The organism is Streptomyces sp. RK9, assembly GCF_045070545.1.
GTDB classification, from domain to species: domain Bacteria; phylum Actinomycetota; class Actinomycetes; order Streptomycetales; family Streptomycetaceae; genus Streptomyces; species Streptomyces alboflavus.
The window spans coordinates 1,359,379-1,375,079 of record NZ_CP173704.1 but is presented as its reverse complement, the minus strand read 5'-3'; the positions used below and the strand labels follow the sequence as shown (position 1 = coordinate 1,375,079).

Below are 15,701 nucleotides of genomic sequence, written 5' to 3'. Positions count from 1 at the left end.
TGCGGCCTGAGCCGCCTTCCTGTCGGGCAATCCCGGTCGCGATGTCACTGTTCTAGCACGACTGATACAGCTAGAACAAGAGGTTGTGCTGTTCGTGCTACTTGATCTAGATCAGAGGGGGCTAGCATCGAGGCATGACGCTTACCGCTGACGACGCGCGACGGGTGAACGAGCAGATCGCCGAGACCCTGCGAGAGGAGATCAAGACCGGCAAGCTGAGAGCGGGGGACAAGCTGCCATCGGTGAGGGCGATCGCGGAGCGCTTCGAAGTCGCCGCAGGGACGGCAACGAAGGCTGTCCAACTCCTCACGAAATGGGGCTTGGTGACCCCGGACTCAACGCGTGGATACTTCGTGAGCGCCCAAGCCTCGGATGCCCGAGAAGAGCCATCTCCCAGCCCTGAGTTCACTGCGATCATGCGGGAGATCGAATCGGTGCGTGAGCACCTGGGGCGTCTCGATGAACGCCTCCGCCTGTTGGAGGGCTCGGAGGAGAAGAGCTGAAGGGCTCCGCTAAGCGGCGCGCCCGCTCGGCGAGCGCTCCCACTTCCGTGGAGAGGTCTGCAAGAGCCACCATCACCTGGTGCCGTTCATCAGCCGTCAGAGACATGGCTGTGCCTCCTTGCCGCCGTGGTTGTCTCGGTCTCGACAACTACGACGCTAGGACCAGGCCTTGAAGCGACCCCGGAAAAACCTTCCGGGGTCCTCATCCAAACCGAGGTGACGCTGAAGTCATGCGAGGAATGACGCAGCAACTCACGATCGGCGAGCGCGTGGCTTGGTACCGCCACCGCCGCGGAATCTCCCAAGACGTGCTGGCCGGATTGGTTGTCCGTACGCCGGACTGGCTCGGCAAGGTTGAGAACAACCGCATCCAGCTCGATCGGCTCTCTGTGATCCGCGCGTTGGCGCATGCGCTGGATGTGTCCGTCGGCGACCTCATCGGCGAGCCGACTCTGTTGGAGTGGTCGAACGAGAGTGGCCGGCACACGGTCCCCGCGCTGCGTGAAGCGCTCATGGACTACCGGCAGTTGACGCCTCTCCTGAGTGCGCCTACCGATGGCGAGCCACCGACCTTGACGAACTTGCGGTCCGACGTGAGCGAAGTGTGGGGTGCCTATCAGGACTCTCGATTTGGCTTCGCCACGCGGCAGTTGCCGCTCATCCTGTCGGACGCACTACTCGCCGCGCGTACGTACGCAGGCGAGGAAAGGGAGGAGGCGAACGCCCTGCTCGCGCTGACCTATCAGGGCGCGGCCATGGTGCTCGGCAAGCTGGGGGAGAACGAACTCGCGTGGATGGCGGCGGACCGCGGGCTAGCCGCCGCGCAGCAGAGCGGGAACAACGTCATCGTTGGGTCGCTCTTCCGGTCCGTGACGCATTGCTTGCTGTCCACCGGCCGGTACGAGACGGCCGTTCAGCTCGTGAGCGATGCGGCAGGGTTCTTGGAGACAGGGCTCGAAGCGGCCTCGCCCTCGTACCTGTCCGTCTACGGAACCTTGTTCCTCACCGGGGCGATGGCGGCCGCTCGCGCGGAGGATCGCGCGACGGCGCAGACCTACCTGCGTGAGGCGGAAACGGCGGCCACACGCCTGGGAACAGACGCCAACCACATGTGGACCGCCTTCGGGCCAACCAACGTCGCGATCCACAAGGTGGCCACCGCTGGTGAGCTCGGAGACTTCCAGATCGCTTCGGAACTTGGGCCGCAGGTCGATACGAGCGGTCTTCCAACCGAACGCCGTGTGCGGCACGACCTCGAAGTAGCGCGGGCGCTCACCGCTCGAAACCGCACGGATGAAGCGCTCGCTGTAGTCCTCGAAGCCGAGCGGATGGCCCCGGAGCAGGTCAGACACCACTACATGAGCCGTGAACTCGTACTCGGCTGGGTCCGCGGTACCCGCGGGCGACCGAGCCGGTCCGTGGCTGACCTGGCCGAGCGGCTGCGCGTGGTGTGAGCTGGTTAGGCTCGGTCACGTGAGTGAGACCGAGAACGAGCACGAAGCGAAGATGGCGCGTCCGCGCATGGCTGCGGGCGCGCTCTTCTTCGATGACCAGGACCACGTCATGCTCCTTGAGCCGACGTACAAGGACTACCGGGACATCCCGGGGGGCTACGTCGACTCAGGCGAGTCCCCGCTCCAAGCGTGCGTCCGTGAAGTCCGGGAGGAGCTGGGCATCACGCCGGGGATCGGGCGCCTACTTGTGGTCGACTGGGCACCAAGCCCTTCCGAGGGCGACAAGGTGCTGTATCTCTTCGACGGGGGCACTCTGCCGGCGGACGTTCAGAAGCAGATCCGCTTGCAAGTCTCGGAGATCAAGGGGTACGCCTTCCACCCCGTCGACGCCGTGGACGATCTCACCATCCCGCGTCTCGCACGGAGAATCCGATCGGCCGTCACAGCACGTGGTAACGGCACGGTCGCCTACCTCGAACACGGTCGAGCTGCCGAGCAGTGACGCGAGTTTGAGTTGGCGCTCGCTCCACTCTCGGGCCGTCTTTGGATCGTCCGATATCATGACCAGGCACGAACTCGCTGCCGCGATGAGGCACCGGTATTGCACTGAGCCAGCAGCCCAGGACTACCTCAGGTGACTTAATTCTCTCGCACAAGCGAAGCTCGGCTTCTTGCCGCAGTAAGAACTTTTAATCTAACCTGTCAGCGCCTTTTCTCGCCTACCACTTCTTGCGCAAGCTTCTTAGCTTCATCATGTACCGCTTGAGCATCCTCATATACCGCTTTAGCATCCTTCAGGACTTTCTTTGAATCGTCCAGCGAATCCTCCGCCTTACTCATCACGCTAAACACATACCCAAGAATTAGAAAACATACCACCGTCATCACCACGGAAGCCCTAAGCGCCCCCTTAGCGAAGCGTGCCTGAGCAGCCGTTAGAGGGCTCTCCGGCTTGCGCTCCTTAACCGGAACGTCGACCAGGGAGGACCTGCATTGCAGCTCAGCACGCGGCCCGTCGACCAAAAGGGTAAAAGACGTGGACTGCTTCGACGAAAGAAGGGACGGCTCAATCCTGAGCACGCTACCCGCGAGCGAGGAGTTCGGTACACGACTATGAGACGGCACCGTATCGCTCTCCAACAGGGCAATGATGGGTGCACCGACCTCGAATTCAATGGAATCTCCACCATGGAAATCCTGAGCCGTCACAGCCCTGCGCCCCTCATTCTTTACCTCAATTTCCACAACCCGTGGACGACTGAGCCGAGTAGTGCCATGCGCCACACTGAGAGTTCCCGACACTTGGCCTGATGCATTTAGTAGCGATGTGTTCTTCCGCAGGCAGTAGGTGAAGAGGCACTTCGGGTTGACTATCCGGTAGTTCGAATACGCCGCAAAAATTCCAACGCCTACAGCGACGATGGCTCCGACGAAAACGGTCCAGAATGTCCCCGACTCGTACCAGGGAGCTGAGACTGTCATCATGTCGGCATCTAACCAGGCCAGATGCCCGCAGAGCAGCTACTCGAGCAAGCCTCGTCACGGAACTGGCTGCCGCCCTCGCAACGCGCCTCGTCGCTAGGGCAGTCTCAGGCCGTTGTCCCGGACAGTGATGGACAGCGCCGGAGCCGAACCAGAAGATCAGCGATCTCGATGTCTGGTCACGTAGGAGCCCGATCGCGTTCGGGAGGAAGAGCTCGTGGTTCAAGTCTGTTCCCCAACATGGGTAGGCCCTGAGGTAATAGCCTTCATGCGTGATGATCTGCCCTGACTGCCGAACCAGCCTGGACAACACACCTGTTGGGCAGCCGTGCCCGAACTGCGGTGGCAGCCAACGCAACGCCGTGGTGTACGTAGAAGCTGCCTTGGGGGCCAGCGCCACCCTCAGCGCCACGTCGAGTATTGGGTACAACCCCCAGAGGCCGTGGCAACAGAAGTGGCGCGACGTCATCAGCGACCTAGATGCCCTTCAAGCTACCTACCAGCGAAGTGACGTTGATAATGAGGTCGTGCGTCGGCAGGTCGAGAACTTCTTCAAGGACTGCCGTGAGCTCGCCGACTGGCTACAGGAGCAAGCTGGCAAGCCTGCGGCCATGACGTACGTCAACAATGACCCGGATCTGAAGCTGTGCGACGGCATGGCTCAAACTGCAAAGCACCACACGCGAAGGGCTCGCGGCAGCGGACATGACCCGGTTACCGCAAGGATCTCCGCGGTACACGGAGGCCAAGGGGCGCGAGCCGAGATCACATGGTCAGCCCCCAGCGGGCCAGCCGGTACTGAAGATGCTCTCGACCTTGCTCAGCGTTGTAAGTCTGCTTGGGAGCGGTTCTTTCAGGCACATCACTTGACTCCGTGACGAGTAACTGCCTGAGCGTTTGGCTCCGCGCCGCAACAGCTTGCGACTTCCTGACCAGGCGCTGGCGTGGACGGTCCCCACCTGGGCGATGGGGATTCGGGGGCCAAACGGGGGGCCAAACGGAGCGACCTCTCGAAGACCGTCCCGGACAGCTATGGACAACACCGGAGGCGGACAAGCAGGTCAGTGACATGCGATGCAAGGTCGCGAGGCACCTGATCGCGTTCGGGACGAAGAGGTCGTGGGTTCAAATCCCGCCACCCCGACAGCTGAAACACCAGGTCAGGGGCCTGATCCGCATTGCGGGTCAGGCCCCTGAGTGGTTTCCGGTGGCCTTGGGAGAGGTCTGCCGAGCGGGGGGGCGGAGGGGGCTTCGTGGGTGAGGGCGACAACAGGTGCGACGCCAGTCACGGCGACGTCCTGCACGGCGTCGAGGAGATCCGGAAGCGGCCCGGGATGTATGTCGGGTCGGTCGGTGAACGGGGGCTGCATCAGGCTGTGTTCGAGGTCGTGGGGCGGGGGGTGAATGAGGTTCTGGCTGGGCGTGCGAGTTCTGTCGAGGTCACCCTCATGGCCGGTGGAGGCGTGAGGGTTGTCGATGACGGGCCTGGGGTTCCCGTCGAGGGCGGCGGGGATACCGGTGGTCTCGGCGGGCTTGAGGCTCTGTTGACCCGCGTCCATGCCGGGTCGCGGCCCGTCGGGCGCGACACCGCGGTCGTGGGTCTGGGTGACTTTGGGCTCGGCGTCGCCAACGCGCTGTCGAGCCGCATGACGGCCGAGGTGCGGCGTGAGGGTGTCCGCTGGGTCCAGAGGTACGAGCGCGGGGTCGCCGTCGCTCCGCCCGGCGCCGTGGGGCGGACGTCCGGCAGTGGGACGAGCGTCAGCTTCTGGCCCGATCCCGGCATCTTCGCGACCGTGCGGTGCTCGTTCGACGTGCTCGCGGAGCGCTTTCGTGAACTGGCCTTTCTGAACAGGGGTTTGGGCGTCTCACTGTCCGACGTACGGGATCCGCGTGAGCCCCGGGCGGTGCGGTTCCTGGGTGAGGTGCGGGACTTCGTTGCCCTCCTTGATGACCCGGACACCGTTGGCGGCTCGGCAGGCAGTGGCGTTTCGGCAGGCAGTGGCGTCTCGGCAGGCACTGGCGTCTCGGCAGGCACTGGCGGCTCGGCGAGGCGGCCGCCTGTGCACCCGGATGTCATCGCCTTCGCCTGGGAGGACCCGCGGATGGCGGGGACGGCGGAGGTCGCCCTGCGGTGGTGCGCGTCCCGCGAGGAGCGGGTCCGGGGCTTCGCCAATTGCGCGCCCACCCCCGTCGGGGGCACCCACCTGGCGGGCTTCCGCGACGGGGTGACGGCCGCGGTGAACGCCTGGGCGCGGGAGCGGCGGCGGCTGATGCCGACGGAACCAGATCTGGGCGCCGATCGGGTCTGCGCCGGGCTGACGGCCGTCGTGTCGGTGAAGCTGGACCGTCCGGAGTTCGAGGGCCCCACCCGTGGCGTGCTGGGCAACGCGGCGGTACGCGCCTCCTTCTCCGAGGCCGTCCGGGAGCACCTCGGCGGCTGGCTGGCGCGCCACCCGGAGCAGGCCGAGGCCGTCGTCGGCCGGATCCTCCCCGGCGGTCGCGGCGGCCGGATCCTCCCCGGCGGTCGCGGCGGCCGGATCCTTCCCGGCAGCCGCGACCTCGCTGAGGGGTCCGGTCCGCGGTGAGCGGCAGACCCCTCAGCGACTTCGCGGGTTCGTCAGCGGTTCCGCAGGCCCGTGAGTGGTGCCGCGAGTCCGCCGGCGGCCGGGGCCGTCACGCGACAGCTACGCGCCCGCCCTCCGCGGTGTCACGATCGGGAAGCGCGGGTCCGGGAAGACCAGGTAGCCGAAGACGGTGTCCGCGGCCGAGCGGTCGTCCACCTGGATCGTGCCCGCGGTGACCTGGTCGTCGAAGTTCTGGGTGAAGCGGGGGCCAGAGAGGGCGAGTTCGTCGAGGGACGTGCGGGTGAGGGTGATCGTGGCGGTGGGCTTGCCGGCCAGGTGGTCGGGGCCGTCCACGTAGATCAGGGCGCCGTTGCGCAGGGTGGTGGTGCACTCCTGGCGGGGGGTGTCGAGGATCCAGCGCAGGACGATGGGCGTGTGCTGTTCCTCCGCCGCTCGGGGGCCGTCGATGCTCTTGGCCATGGCCTGGAAGAAGAGGTTCAGGGGCATGCTCCGGACCAGGTCCGCGGCACCGTGCCGGACTCCCTGCTGGGGGCCGTCGACGACCTCCTGGGCGCCGGTGAGGTAGAAGTTGCGCCAGGTGCCGTTCTCGGCGCCGAAGCCGAGTTGGGTGAAGGTCTGGGACTGGAGCTGCTTGGCCGTGTCCAGGGCGGCCTCGGAGATGGTGAAGTCCGGGGCGCCGGAGGCGAAGATGACGTGGTTGAGGAGTTCGGCCGCCCAGCGGTACTGGGGCGGATCGGCCGAGAGTGCCTGCTGCGCCTGGGAGTTGACGGCCTCGGGGCCGCCCATCGCGGTCACGTACCGCACCCCCGCCTCGACGGGCGGCAGCGTCCACAGGTGGGCGGGGTTGCCGTCGAACCAGCCGATGTAGCGCTGGTAGACGGCCTTGAGGTTGTGGCTCATCGAGCCGTAGTAGCCCTGGTTGTACCAGTGCTCGGCCAGGCCGCGCGGCAGGTCCTTGAGCTTCTCGGCGATCTCGATGCCGGTGTGGCCCGCGTCGATCAGACGCAGCGCCTGGTCGTTGAGGTAGGAGTACATGTCCCGCTGGTCGGAGAGGAATTCGAGGATTGGTTCCTTGCCCCAGCGCGGCCAGTGGTGCGAGGCGAACTCGACGTCGGTGTACTCGCCGAAGGTCTGGATCGCCTCGGTGAGGTACTTCGACCACGCCTGCGGGTCGCGGACCTGGGCGCCGCGCAGGCTGAGCACGTTGTGCATGGTGTGGGTGGCGTTCTCCGCCATGCACAGGGCCCTCAGCTCGGGGAAGTAGAAGTTCATCTCCGCGGGCGCCTCGGTGCCGGGCGTCAGCTGGAAGACGATCGGCACACCGTCGACGGTGTGCGCGTACAGGCCGCGCCGCCACGGGATCACATACCGCGAGGACCAGGCGTTCTCCGGCGTGGGCGGGATCTCCGGGCCGCCGACGTAGTGGCGCGGCGGGATCAGCGTCACCTCGCCCGTGGAGATCGTCAGGCCGAGGCCCGCGCCGACCTGCGCGTACGGGCCCTTGTCGAGGCCCGCCGCGTACATGTACTCCGCCCGGCGCGCCATCGCCGGGCCCGCGAGGACGTTCTCGCTGATCGCGTGCTCCAGGAACCCGATCGGCGCGTACACCGCGAGGTCGGCAGGGACCTCGTCGCCCTTCTCCGCGAACAGGCCGCGGGAGCCGCCGAAGTGGTCGACGTGGCTGTGGGTGTAGACGACCGCGCTGATCGGGCGCTGGTCCTCGGTGGTGTCCCGGTAGAGCTTGAGTGCGTACCGGGCCGTCTCGTACGAGGCGAGCGGGTCGATGACGATCAGGCCGGTGTCACCGGTCACGATGGTCATGTTCGACAGGTCGTAGCCGCGTATCTGGAAGATCGACCGCGACCCGTCGCTCGTGACCTGATACAGCCCCGCGTACGCCGTCAGGACGCCCTGGCGCCAAAGGCTCGGGTTCACGGAGGCGGGCCCGGTGTCCGGCTCGCCGTCCCGCAGGAAGTCGTAGGCCGTGAAGTCCCAGGCCACTTGGTCCTTGCCGCTCTTGGCCGGGATCACCGGCAGTTCGGGCGGCGGCACGGCCAGCAGGCCTCGCTGGGCGTCGGCGAAGTCGGTGGACTCCGGCAAGGACGTGGCCTGCCGGTTGCGGTTCAGGATGTACTCAGAGGGCTCGACGGGCTCAGTGGGCTCGGTGGTGCCGGCCATGCGCGATCTCCTTGAGAGGCGTGCGGGAATCCGCCGGGAAGGACGGACAGGTGTGACTCTCTGTCGATGCCTCGCCGACGCTAGGCAACGCCGATGCCCTCTACAAGGAAGCGATCTCGCCACTCCGAACAGCCGGTCACCGGCTGGCCGAAAGCCCCCGTCACCTCACCGAAAAGCCGCCCCGTTCCGCCGCGCCCACTCCCCGTACGCGCGCGGCGCGCGGCCGAGGATCCGCTCGGCGTCGGGGCTGACGCGGGCCTCCTCGGGGGTGGGGGTGCCGAGGATGGCGAGGGTGGTGTCGGCGACCGGGGCGGGCATGAAGTGGAGCAGTTGGGCGCGGGCCTCGTCGGGGGTCTGTTCGGTGAAGCGGATCGGGGTGCCGAGGGCCGCGGCCAGTGCCTCGGTCTGCTGGCGGGGGGTGATCAGGGACGGGCCCGTGAGGGCGTGGACCTGCTCCGCGTGGCCCGGCTCGCGCAGCGCCGCCGCGGCCACCTCCGCGATGTCGGCCGGGTCGATGACCGGCAGACCCACGTCGCCGAACGGCGCGGCGACGGTACGTGTCGTCCGTATCGACTCGGCCCAGGCGTAGGTGTTGGACGCGAAACCGCCGGGGCGCAGGACCGTCCACTCAAGGCCCGACCGCCGGACCGCGTCCTCGATCGACCGCATCAGCACGCCGTGCGAGGGCGAGTCCGGCCGCGTCGCCACGCCCTGGGAGGAGAGGAGCACCACCCGCTCCACGCCGCCCGCCGCGGCCGCGTCGAGGATCGCCGCCGGGTCGAGCCGGTGCGCGCTCGCGCCGCCGCTCTGCAGGAACAGCGCCCGCGCGCCGTCGAAGGCCGGCCGCAGGCTCTCGGCGTCCGCCAGGTCCGCGCGGCGCCAGTCGGCTCCCTCCGGCACGTCCGGGCCCGAGATGTTCCGGGACGTCGCCCGGACCTTCTCGCCCGCCGCCGCCAGCGTCCGCACCAGCGAGCTTCCTACGTTTCCGGTCGCTCCGGTCACCACGATCATGTCGTCTCCCGAGTTGGTTGTTGGTCGGTGAGTCAGCCTGGTCGTTCGTCAGTCAGTGAGTTAGTTAGTTGGCTGACTTAGTTGGACGCTAGCACGAGGCCCCGGGGCGCTGTCTATAGTCAGTCAGGTGACTGACTCAGGGAAACGTCGCGGCTCCGGGAAGCGGCAGCGGCTCATGGCCGCCGCCGCGCAGGTCCTGCACCAGCAGGGCGTCGAGCGCACCACCATCGCCGACATCGCGGCCGCCGCGGACGTGCCCGTCGGGAACGTCTACTACTACTTCAAGACCAAGGACGAGCTGGTCCGGGCCGCGCTCGCCGAGCACTCCGGGCATCTCGCCGCGCTCACCGCAGGGCTCGACGCGCTGCCCGATCCGCGGGAGCGGCTCAAGGCGCTGGTCGGGATGTGGGTCGAGCGGCGGGACACCGCGGCGCGGTACGGCTGCCCCACCGGCACCCTGGCCGCCGAGCTCGACAAGCGGTCCGCGGGCGGGCTCGACGAGGAGGCGGGCCGGGTCGTCCGGCAGCTGCTCGACTGGGCCGAGCGGCAGTTCCGTGAGCTGGGGCTGCCCGATCCGGGCGGGCTCGCGCTCGCCTTCGTGGGCGCGTACCAGGGCATGTCCCTGCTGGCCAACGCCCTCCGCGACCCGGAGGTGATGGTCGGCCAGGGCGCCCGCCTGAACGACTGGCTCGACGGCCTCGGTGGCGTCGGCGGTCCCGGCGGCAGCGGTGAGGCCGACGGCGCCTGACCGGCGTACCGGCAAGAGCCGCCGCGTCGTATCGGTACCGGTCCCTCCCCTCGTGGGGACCGGTACCTAACGAGGCGGGCGGCGTCGACCCGCGCCGGAGCGGCGTGGATCGGTGAGGGTCCGGAGTCGCGGTCGACGTGGCAGCGGTCCGGGTGCGACCTGTTCTCCACGTGTCTGGCGAGTCCGTGAACCGGAACCCTCGCCACCGCTTTTTACTCCGGCGAGAACCAGCCAGGAGGGTGCAGCGCCATGAGTCACCTCTCCGAGCGCCGGGCCCGGTGGCCTGCCCTGACGCCTCGCGGTTGGTTCGCTACTGCGCCGCGATCCTGCCAGTTGAGGGTCCGGCTGAGGAGCTTCCGGTATCGTCCGGCCCACGTTGCCGCAGGTCAGGCATATAGAGTGAGTTTTCCGGTCCGGATGTCCAGGTGCGGCGGAAGTGAGGGGTGGAGGCCTTGGGTTCCGACTCGGGGGCGCGTACGGCCTTCGCGGAACGCCTCGCGCTGCTGTATCAGGAGGCCGGGAATCCGCCTCTCAAGCGCGTCGCCGAAGCGGTCGGACAGCTCCAGCGCGTCGACGATCGCGGGCGGCCCGTCCGGGTGTCCGCGCAGCGCATCAGCGACTGGCGGCGGGCCAAGAACGTGCCCGCCCACTTCGCCGCCCTCGCCGCGGTCCTGCACGTCCTCATCCCCGAGGCCCGGCGCAAGCGGCCGACCCCGGTGTCCGCCGGCCTGTACGACCTCGCCCAGTGGCAGCGCCTCTGGGAGCTCTCCGTCGCCGACCCCGCCGACCGGACCGCGGCCGCCGGTGAGGACGAGGAGCGGCCCCCCGCCGACGCCCCGGCCGTGCCCGCCGTGTGCCCCTACCGCGGCCTCGCCTCGTACCGCGAGCAGGACGCGCAGTGGTTCTTCGGCCGGGAGCGCAGCACCGACGCCCTCGTCGCCCAGCTCCGCGCCGCCGAGCGGTCCGGCGGCCTCGTCATGCTCGTGGGCGCCTCGGGTGCGGGGAAGTCCTCCCTGCTCAACGCCGGTCTGGTGCCCACCTTGCAGGGCGGCGCCCTGGGCGCGGGGAACGGCCCGGTGCTGCAGCTCGTCCCGGGCGCCGACCCCGTCGGTGAGCTGACCGGGCGCATACCCGGGCTCGCCGACGCCGTCGCGGGCGCGGGTGCCGATACGTCCCGGTTCGCCGGTGCCGTGCGTGCCGCCCTCGGTGCCTGGGCCGAGGGGCAGAGTGCCGTCGCGGCCGACGGGCAGGACGCCGCAGGGGCCGAGCCCCCAGCACCCCCCACCCCCCGCCCCGTCCTCATCGTCGACCAGTTCGAGGAAGCCTTCACCCTCTGCTCCGACGAGGACGAGCGGCGTACGTTCATCCAGCTCCTGCACGCGGCCTGCTCGGCCGGCGACCCCGGAGCCCCCGCCGACCCCGGGGACCTCACAGCCCCCGGCAGCCCCGGCGCCCCCGCCCCCGCCCTCGTCGTCCTAGGCATCCGCGCCGACTTCTACGAGGAGTGCCTCGGCTACCCCGAGCTCGCCGACGCGCTCCAGCACCGGCACATGGTGCTCGGCCCCCTGACCACCACGGAGCTGCGGAACGCGGTGACCGGACCGGCCAAGGCCGTCGGGCTCGAACTCGAACCCGGGCTCGCGGAGCTGATCGTGCGGGAGGTGAGCACGGGCGGGCCGCGCGGAGCGCACGACGCGGGCGTCCTGCCGCTCCTCTCCCACGCCCTGCTCGCCACCTGGCAGCGGCGCAAGACGGGGAAGCTGACGCTGGCCGGGTACCGCGCGGCGGGCGGCATCCAGGGCGCGGTGGCCGCGACCGCCGAGCGCGCCTGGTCCGGGCTCGACCCGGCGGCACGCTCCGCCGCGCGGCTCCTGCTGCTCCGCCTCGTCCACCTCGGCGAGGACACCCAGGCCACCCGCCGACGGGGGACGCGGCGGCAGCTGGCGGCGGAGTCGGCGAACCCGGACAAGACCGAGGAGTCCCTGGAGGCGCTCGTACGCGCCCGGCTCGTGACCCTCGACGCTGGCACCGTGGAGATCACGCACGAGGCACTCCTGCACGCCTGGCCGCGGCTGCGCGACTGGATCGACGCGGACCGCGGCGACCATCTGCTGCGCCAGCGCCTGGAGGAGGACGGCAGGGCCTGGGAGGACTCCGGCAGGGACGCGGCGCTGCTCTACCGGGGCTCGCGCCTGGAGCGGGCGCGCGCCTGGGCGGAGTCCGCCGGCGACACCTTCCTGACCCGCGGCGCCGCGGAGTTCCTGGCCGCTTCGGCCGGGCTGCGCCGGCGCATCCTGTGGATCAGCAGGGGCGCGGTGGCGGCGCTCGTCGCCCTGGCGCTGGTGGCCGTGGTCTCCGCGGTGGTCGCCTCGCAGCAGCGCAACGACGCGGTGACCGAGCGGAACGACGCGGTCTTCGAGCAGGTGACCGCCGAGGCCGACCGCGCCCAGTCCACCGACCCGTCCCTGTCCGCCCAGCTCGACCTGGTGGCGCACCGGCTCCGGCCGGACGACGAGGGCACGAGGAACCGGCTGATCTCCATCGTCAACGCGCCCCTCGCCACCCCGCTGCTCGGCCACACCGGCGCCGTCTACCTCACCTCGTTCAGCCCGGACGGACGGCTCCTCGCCACCGCCAGCTACGACCGGACCGTCCGGCTGTGGGACGTCCACGACCGGTCCCGCCCCAAGCCCCTCGGCAAGCCCCTCACCGGCCACGGGAGCTGGGTGAGCACCGCCGTCTTCAGCCCCGACGGCACCACCCTCGCCAGCGCGTCCGACGACGGCACGATCCGGCTGTGGGACGTATGGGATCCGCACCGCCCGCGCCCGCTCGGGAAGCCCGTGACCGGGCACGGCGGCACCGTCTACCTGCTCGCGTTCAGCCCGGACGGGCGCACCCTCGCCTCCGCGAGCGAGGACCACACCGTCGGCCTGTGGGACGTGCGCAGGCCGAGCCGCCCGAAGGCGCTCGGCTCCCTCACCGGCCACACCGCCGCCGTGCGCTCCGTGGCGTTCAGCCCCGACGGGCGGACCCTGGCGGCCGGGGGCGACAACGGCACCATCAGGCTGTGGGACACCGCGGAGCCGCGCCGCCCGGAGCCGATCGGGCGGGCCCTCACCGGCCACAAGGACACGGTGCACTCGGTGGCGTTCGACCACGAGGGCCGCACCCTCGCCAGCGGCGGCTCGGACAACACCGTACGGCTCTGGAACGTCACCGACCCCCGCCGCGCGACCTCCTTCGGCGCGCCCCTGACCGGCCACACCGGACCCGTCTGGTCGGTGGCCTTCAACCCCGCGGGGACCATGCTGGCGGCCGCCAGCGCGGACAGCACGGCGAGCCTGTGGAACGTCCGCGACCCGGCGCACCCCTCGCAGGTCGGCGTGGAGCTCTCGGGCAGCGGCGGCGAGGTGTACGCCCTCGGGTTCAGCCCCGACGGCCGCACCCTCGCGACGGGCAGCGGCGACAACAAGGTCCGCCTGTGGTCGATACCCACGTCGGACATGATCGGCCAGATCGGCTCGTTCCGCCCCGACGGGAAGGTGCTCGCCACCGCCGCGCGCGACGAGAAGGTCCGGCTGTGGGACGTGCGCCGACCGGAGCGGCCCGAGGCGCTGAGCAAACCGTTCAAGCCAGGGGCGGGGGCGGTGCGCACGCCGACGTTCTCCCCCGACGGGGACACGCTGGCCGTGCTCACCGGGGCCCGCGCGGTGCGGCTGTGGAACGTGAGCGACCCGTCCCGTCCCGTCTCCTACGGTCCCGCCGTCGAACTGCGCACCCGATTCGCGGCCGCGATGGCCTTCAGCCCCGACGGCCGCGTCCTCGCGACGGCCTACGAGGACCGCACCGTCCGGCTGTGGAACGTCAGCGACCCGGCCCGCCCCCGCCCCCTCGGCGCCCCCCTCACCGGCCACAAGGGGTACGTCAACGACCTCGCGTTCAGCCCCGACGGCCGCACCCTCGCCAGCGGCAGCTCGGACGCCACCCTCCGGCTCTGGGACGTGGCCGAACCGCGCCGCGCCACCCCGCTCGGCAAGCCCCTCACCGGCCACCTCGGCCCCGTCAACGCCCTCGTCCTCAGCCCGGACGGCAAGACCCTGGCCAGCGGCAGCGACGACAGCACGGTGCGGCTCTGGGACATCACCGAACCGCGCCGGGCGACCCGCCTCGGCAAGCCCCTCACCGGCCACACCGACGCGCTCGTGTCCCTGACGTTCAGCGAGGACGGCCGCACCCTGGCGAGCGGCGGAAACGACAACACGGTCCGGCTCTGGGACGTGCGCCGTCCCGCGCGGACGGCCCCGATCGGCCAGTCGATGAGCCCCAACGCCAAGACCGGAAGTTTCCTGTCGTTCAGCCCTCACGGTCACATGCTCGGAGTTTCGAGCGGCACGGATACGGTCCGGTTGTGGAACCTGGACACCGACGAGGCCATTCGCCGTATTTGCTCGACCACACAGGGTGTCCTGACGCCGGAGAATTGGCGTGAGTATCTGCCCCGGCTCTCGTACGCACCGCCGTGCGAAAGGTGAAGGGTCACAGTTTTTCCGCCGCGCCCTGCGGCGTGATCCCGCTCACAACTGGCCAACTCCCGCTCATTCCTTCCCCCCACGCGAGCAGGCTTGTTACGGTTGGGCACAGCCCGATCGCTGGTGCATCCCCCGTCGCCAGCGATCGGGCCCTTCCATGCCCTCTTCGACCTGTGCGTTTACCGCGATTGCGCCCTCCGCAACGCCGTGCGCCAATGCGCCGAATTGCAGAGCTCTTTCAATACTCGCGACCCAGGACCGGATTACGGCAAAAGATCTGTTCCGCCTACACGCAACCCCTGTTACCCCCTGTCCGAACCCCTGTCGGCGAATATCTCGTTGAGGGGTGTACGTCACCCCTTCACCGTTCCACGGAAAGGTGGTGCGTGCCGTGCGCAGGCGCGTCGTCATCATCACGGCAGTCCACGGCCCCTCCGCCCCGTACCTCACGGGCGCCTACGAATCGCTGCGCGCGCAGCGGCTGCCCGAGGGGTGGGAGTGGCACTGGGTGATCCAGCAGGACGGCACCGGCGAGGGCGTCGCCCCGCACGTCCCGGACGACGGCCGCGTGACGTTCCGCCAGGGCCGTCGCGGCGGGCCCGGCGTCGCCCGCACCTTAGCCCTGGGCCACGCCGACGGCCCGTACGTGAAGGTCCTCGACGCCGACGACCAGCTCTCCCCCGGTGCGCTGGCCCGCGATCTGGCCGCCCTGGAGAGCGATCCGACGCTGGGGTGGGCCACGTCCCGCGTCCTCGACCTGCTGCCGGACGGCAGCACCGTGGGGTTCCCCGGGGATCCCGGGGAGGGCCCGATCGAGCGCCGGGCCGTGCTCGACCACTGGGCCGCGCACGACTACCGCGCGCAGGTCCACCCCGCGACGCTCTTCGTACGCCGCGACCTGCTCGTCGCCCTCGGCGGCTGGATGGCGCTCCCCGCCTCGGAGGACACCGGCCTCCTGCTCGCCCTGAACGCGGTGTCCCGCGGCTGGTTCTCCGCCGAGGTGGGCCTGCTCTACCGCAAGTGGCCCGGCCAGGCGACGAGTCAGCCCGCGCACACGGACGCCGCGGAGCGGGACGTGCGGATGGCGGTGGTGCAGGCGCGGGCGCGGGCGCTCGGGGGGTTCGAGTGGAGCTGCTGAACGGGACTGCGCGCGACCGCGCCACCGCGTGCGAAGCCACCGCCCGCAACGCCACCGCCCACGACGTCTC

At 69.7% G+C, this 15,701-nt stretch carries 10 protein-coding genes; 7 read left to right on the top strand and 3 right to left on the bottom strand.

The genetic code is table 11. From position 1 onward, the window contains the following. Window positions 1-134 precede the first annotated feature (134 nt). The 3 genes from AB6L24_RS26315 (at window position 135) to AB6L24_RS26305 (ending at window position 2,459) form a co-directional block, all read left to right on the top strand. Complete coding sequence (locus AB6L24_RS26315) at window positions 135-503, top strand: GntR family transcriptional regulator (protein WP_405659117.1); 369 nt, start codon at window positions 135-137, stop codon at window positions 501-503. 239 nt (window positions 504-742) lie between these two features. Beyond that, complete coding sequence (locus tag AB6L24_RS26310; protein ID WP_405663339.1) at window positions 743-1,957, top strand: helix-turn-helix domain-containing protein; 1,215 nt, start codon at window positions 743-745, stop codon at window positions 1,955-1,957. 52 nt (window positions 1,958-2,009) lie between these two features. Beyond that, window positions 2,010-2,459 carry an NUDIX domain-containing protein gene (locus tag AB6L24_RS26305; RefSeq protein WP_405663337.1) on the top strand — a complete coding sequence of 150 codons (450 nt, stop codon included), beginning with the start codon at window positions 2,010-2,012 and terminating at the stop codon, window positions 2,457-2,459. A gap of 200 nt (window positions 2,460-2,659) precedes the next feature. Here AB6L24_RS26305 and AB6L24_RS26300 read toward each other — a convergent pair whose 3' ends face one another. Beyond that, on the bottom strand, window positions 2,660-3,442 hold the full coding sequence (locus tag AB6L24_RS26300) for a hypothetical protein (RefSeq protein WP_405659115.1): 783 nt from the start codon (window positions 3,440-3,442) through the stop codon (window positions 2,660-2,662). 1,250 nt (window positions 3,443-4,692) lie between these two features. Here AB6L24_RS26300 and AB6L24_RS26295 point away from each other — a divergent pair. Beyond that, a complete protein-coding gene (locus AB6L24_RS26295) occupies window positions 4,693-6,024 on the top strand; it encodes a DNA gyrase subunit B (RefSeq protein ID WP_405659114.1) in 1,332 nt (443 codons plus the stop codon). 99 nt (window positions 6,025-6,123) lie between these two features. Here the strand turns inward: AB6L24_RS26295 and AB6L24_RS26290 are convergent, their stop codons facing one another. Together AB6L24_RS26290 and AB6L24_RS26285 are read right to left on the bottom strand one after the other, a co-directional pair. Next, window positions 6,124-8,202, bottom strand: coding sequence for an alkyl/aryl-sulfatase (locus tag AB6L24_RS26290; protein ID WP_405659113.1), 2,079 nt, complete (start codon window positions 8,200-8,202; stop codon window positions 6,124-6,126). 165 nt (window positions 8,203-8,367) lie between these two features. Beyond that, a complete protein-coding gene (locus AB6L24_RS26285) occupies window positions 8,368-9,213 on the bottom strand; it encodes an NAD(P)H-binding protein (RefSeq protein ID WP_405659111.1) in 846 nt (281 codons plus the stop codon). A 127-nt stretch (window positions 9,214-9,340) separates the two neighbouring features. Here AB6L24_RS26285 and AB6L24_RS26280 point away from each other — a divergent pair, with 127 nt between their 5' ends. The 3 genes from AB6L24_RS26280 to AB6L24_RS26270 all read left to right on the top strand — a co-directional run bounded on the left by AB6L24_RS26280 (window position 9,341) and on the right by AB6L24_RS26270 (window position 15,631). After that, window positions 9,341-9,961, top strand: a complete 621-nt coding sequence (locus AB6L24_RS26280; RefSeq protein ID WP_405659110.1) for a TetR/AcrR family transcriptional regulator — start codon at window positions 9,341-9,343, stop codon at window positions 9,959-9,961. A 443-nt stretch (window positions 9,962-10,404) separates the two neighbouring features. Beyond that, a complete protein-coding gene (locus AB6L24_RS26275; RefSeq protein ID WP_405659108.1) occupies window positions 10,405-14,496 on the top strand; it encodes a hypothetical protein in 4,092 nt (1,363 codons plus the stop codon). A 388-nt stretch (window positions 14,497-14,884) separates the two neighbouring features. Beyond that, entirely contained in the window at window positions 14,885-15,631 is a 747-nt protein-coding gene (locus AB6L24_RS26270) for a glycosyltransferase family 2 protein (RefSeq protein WP_405659106.1), read from the top strand. Window positions 15,632-15,701 lie beyond the last annotated feature (70 nt).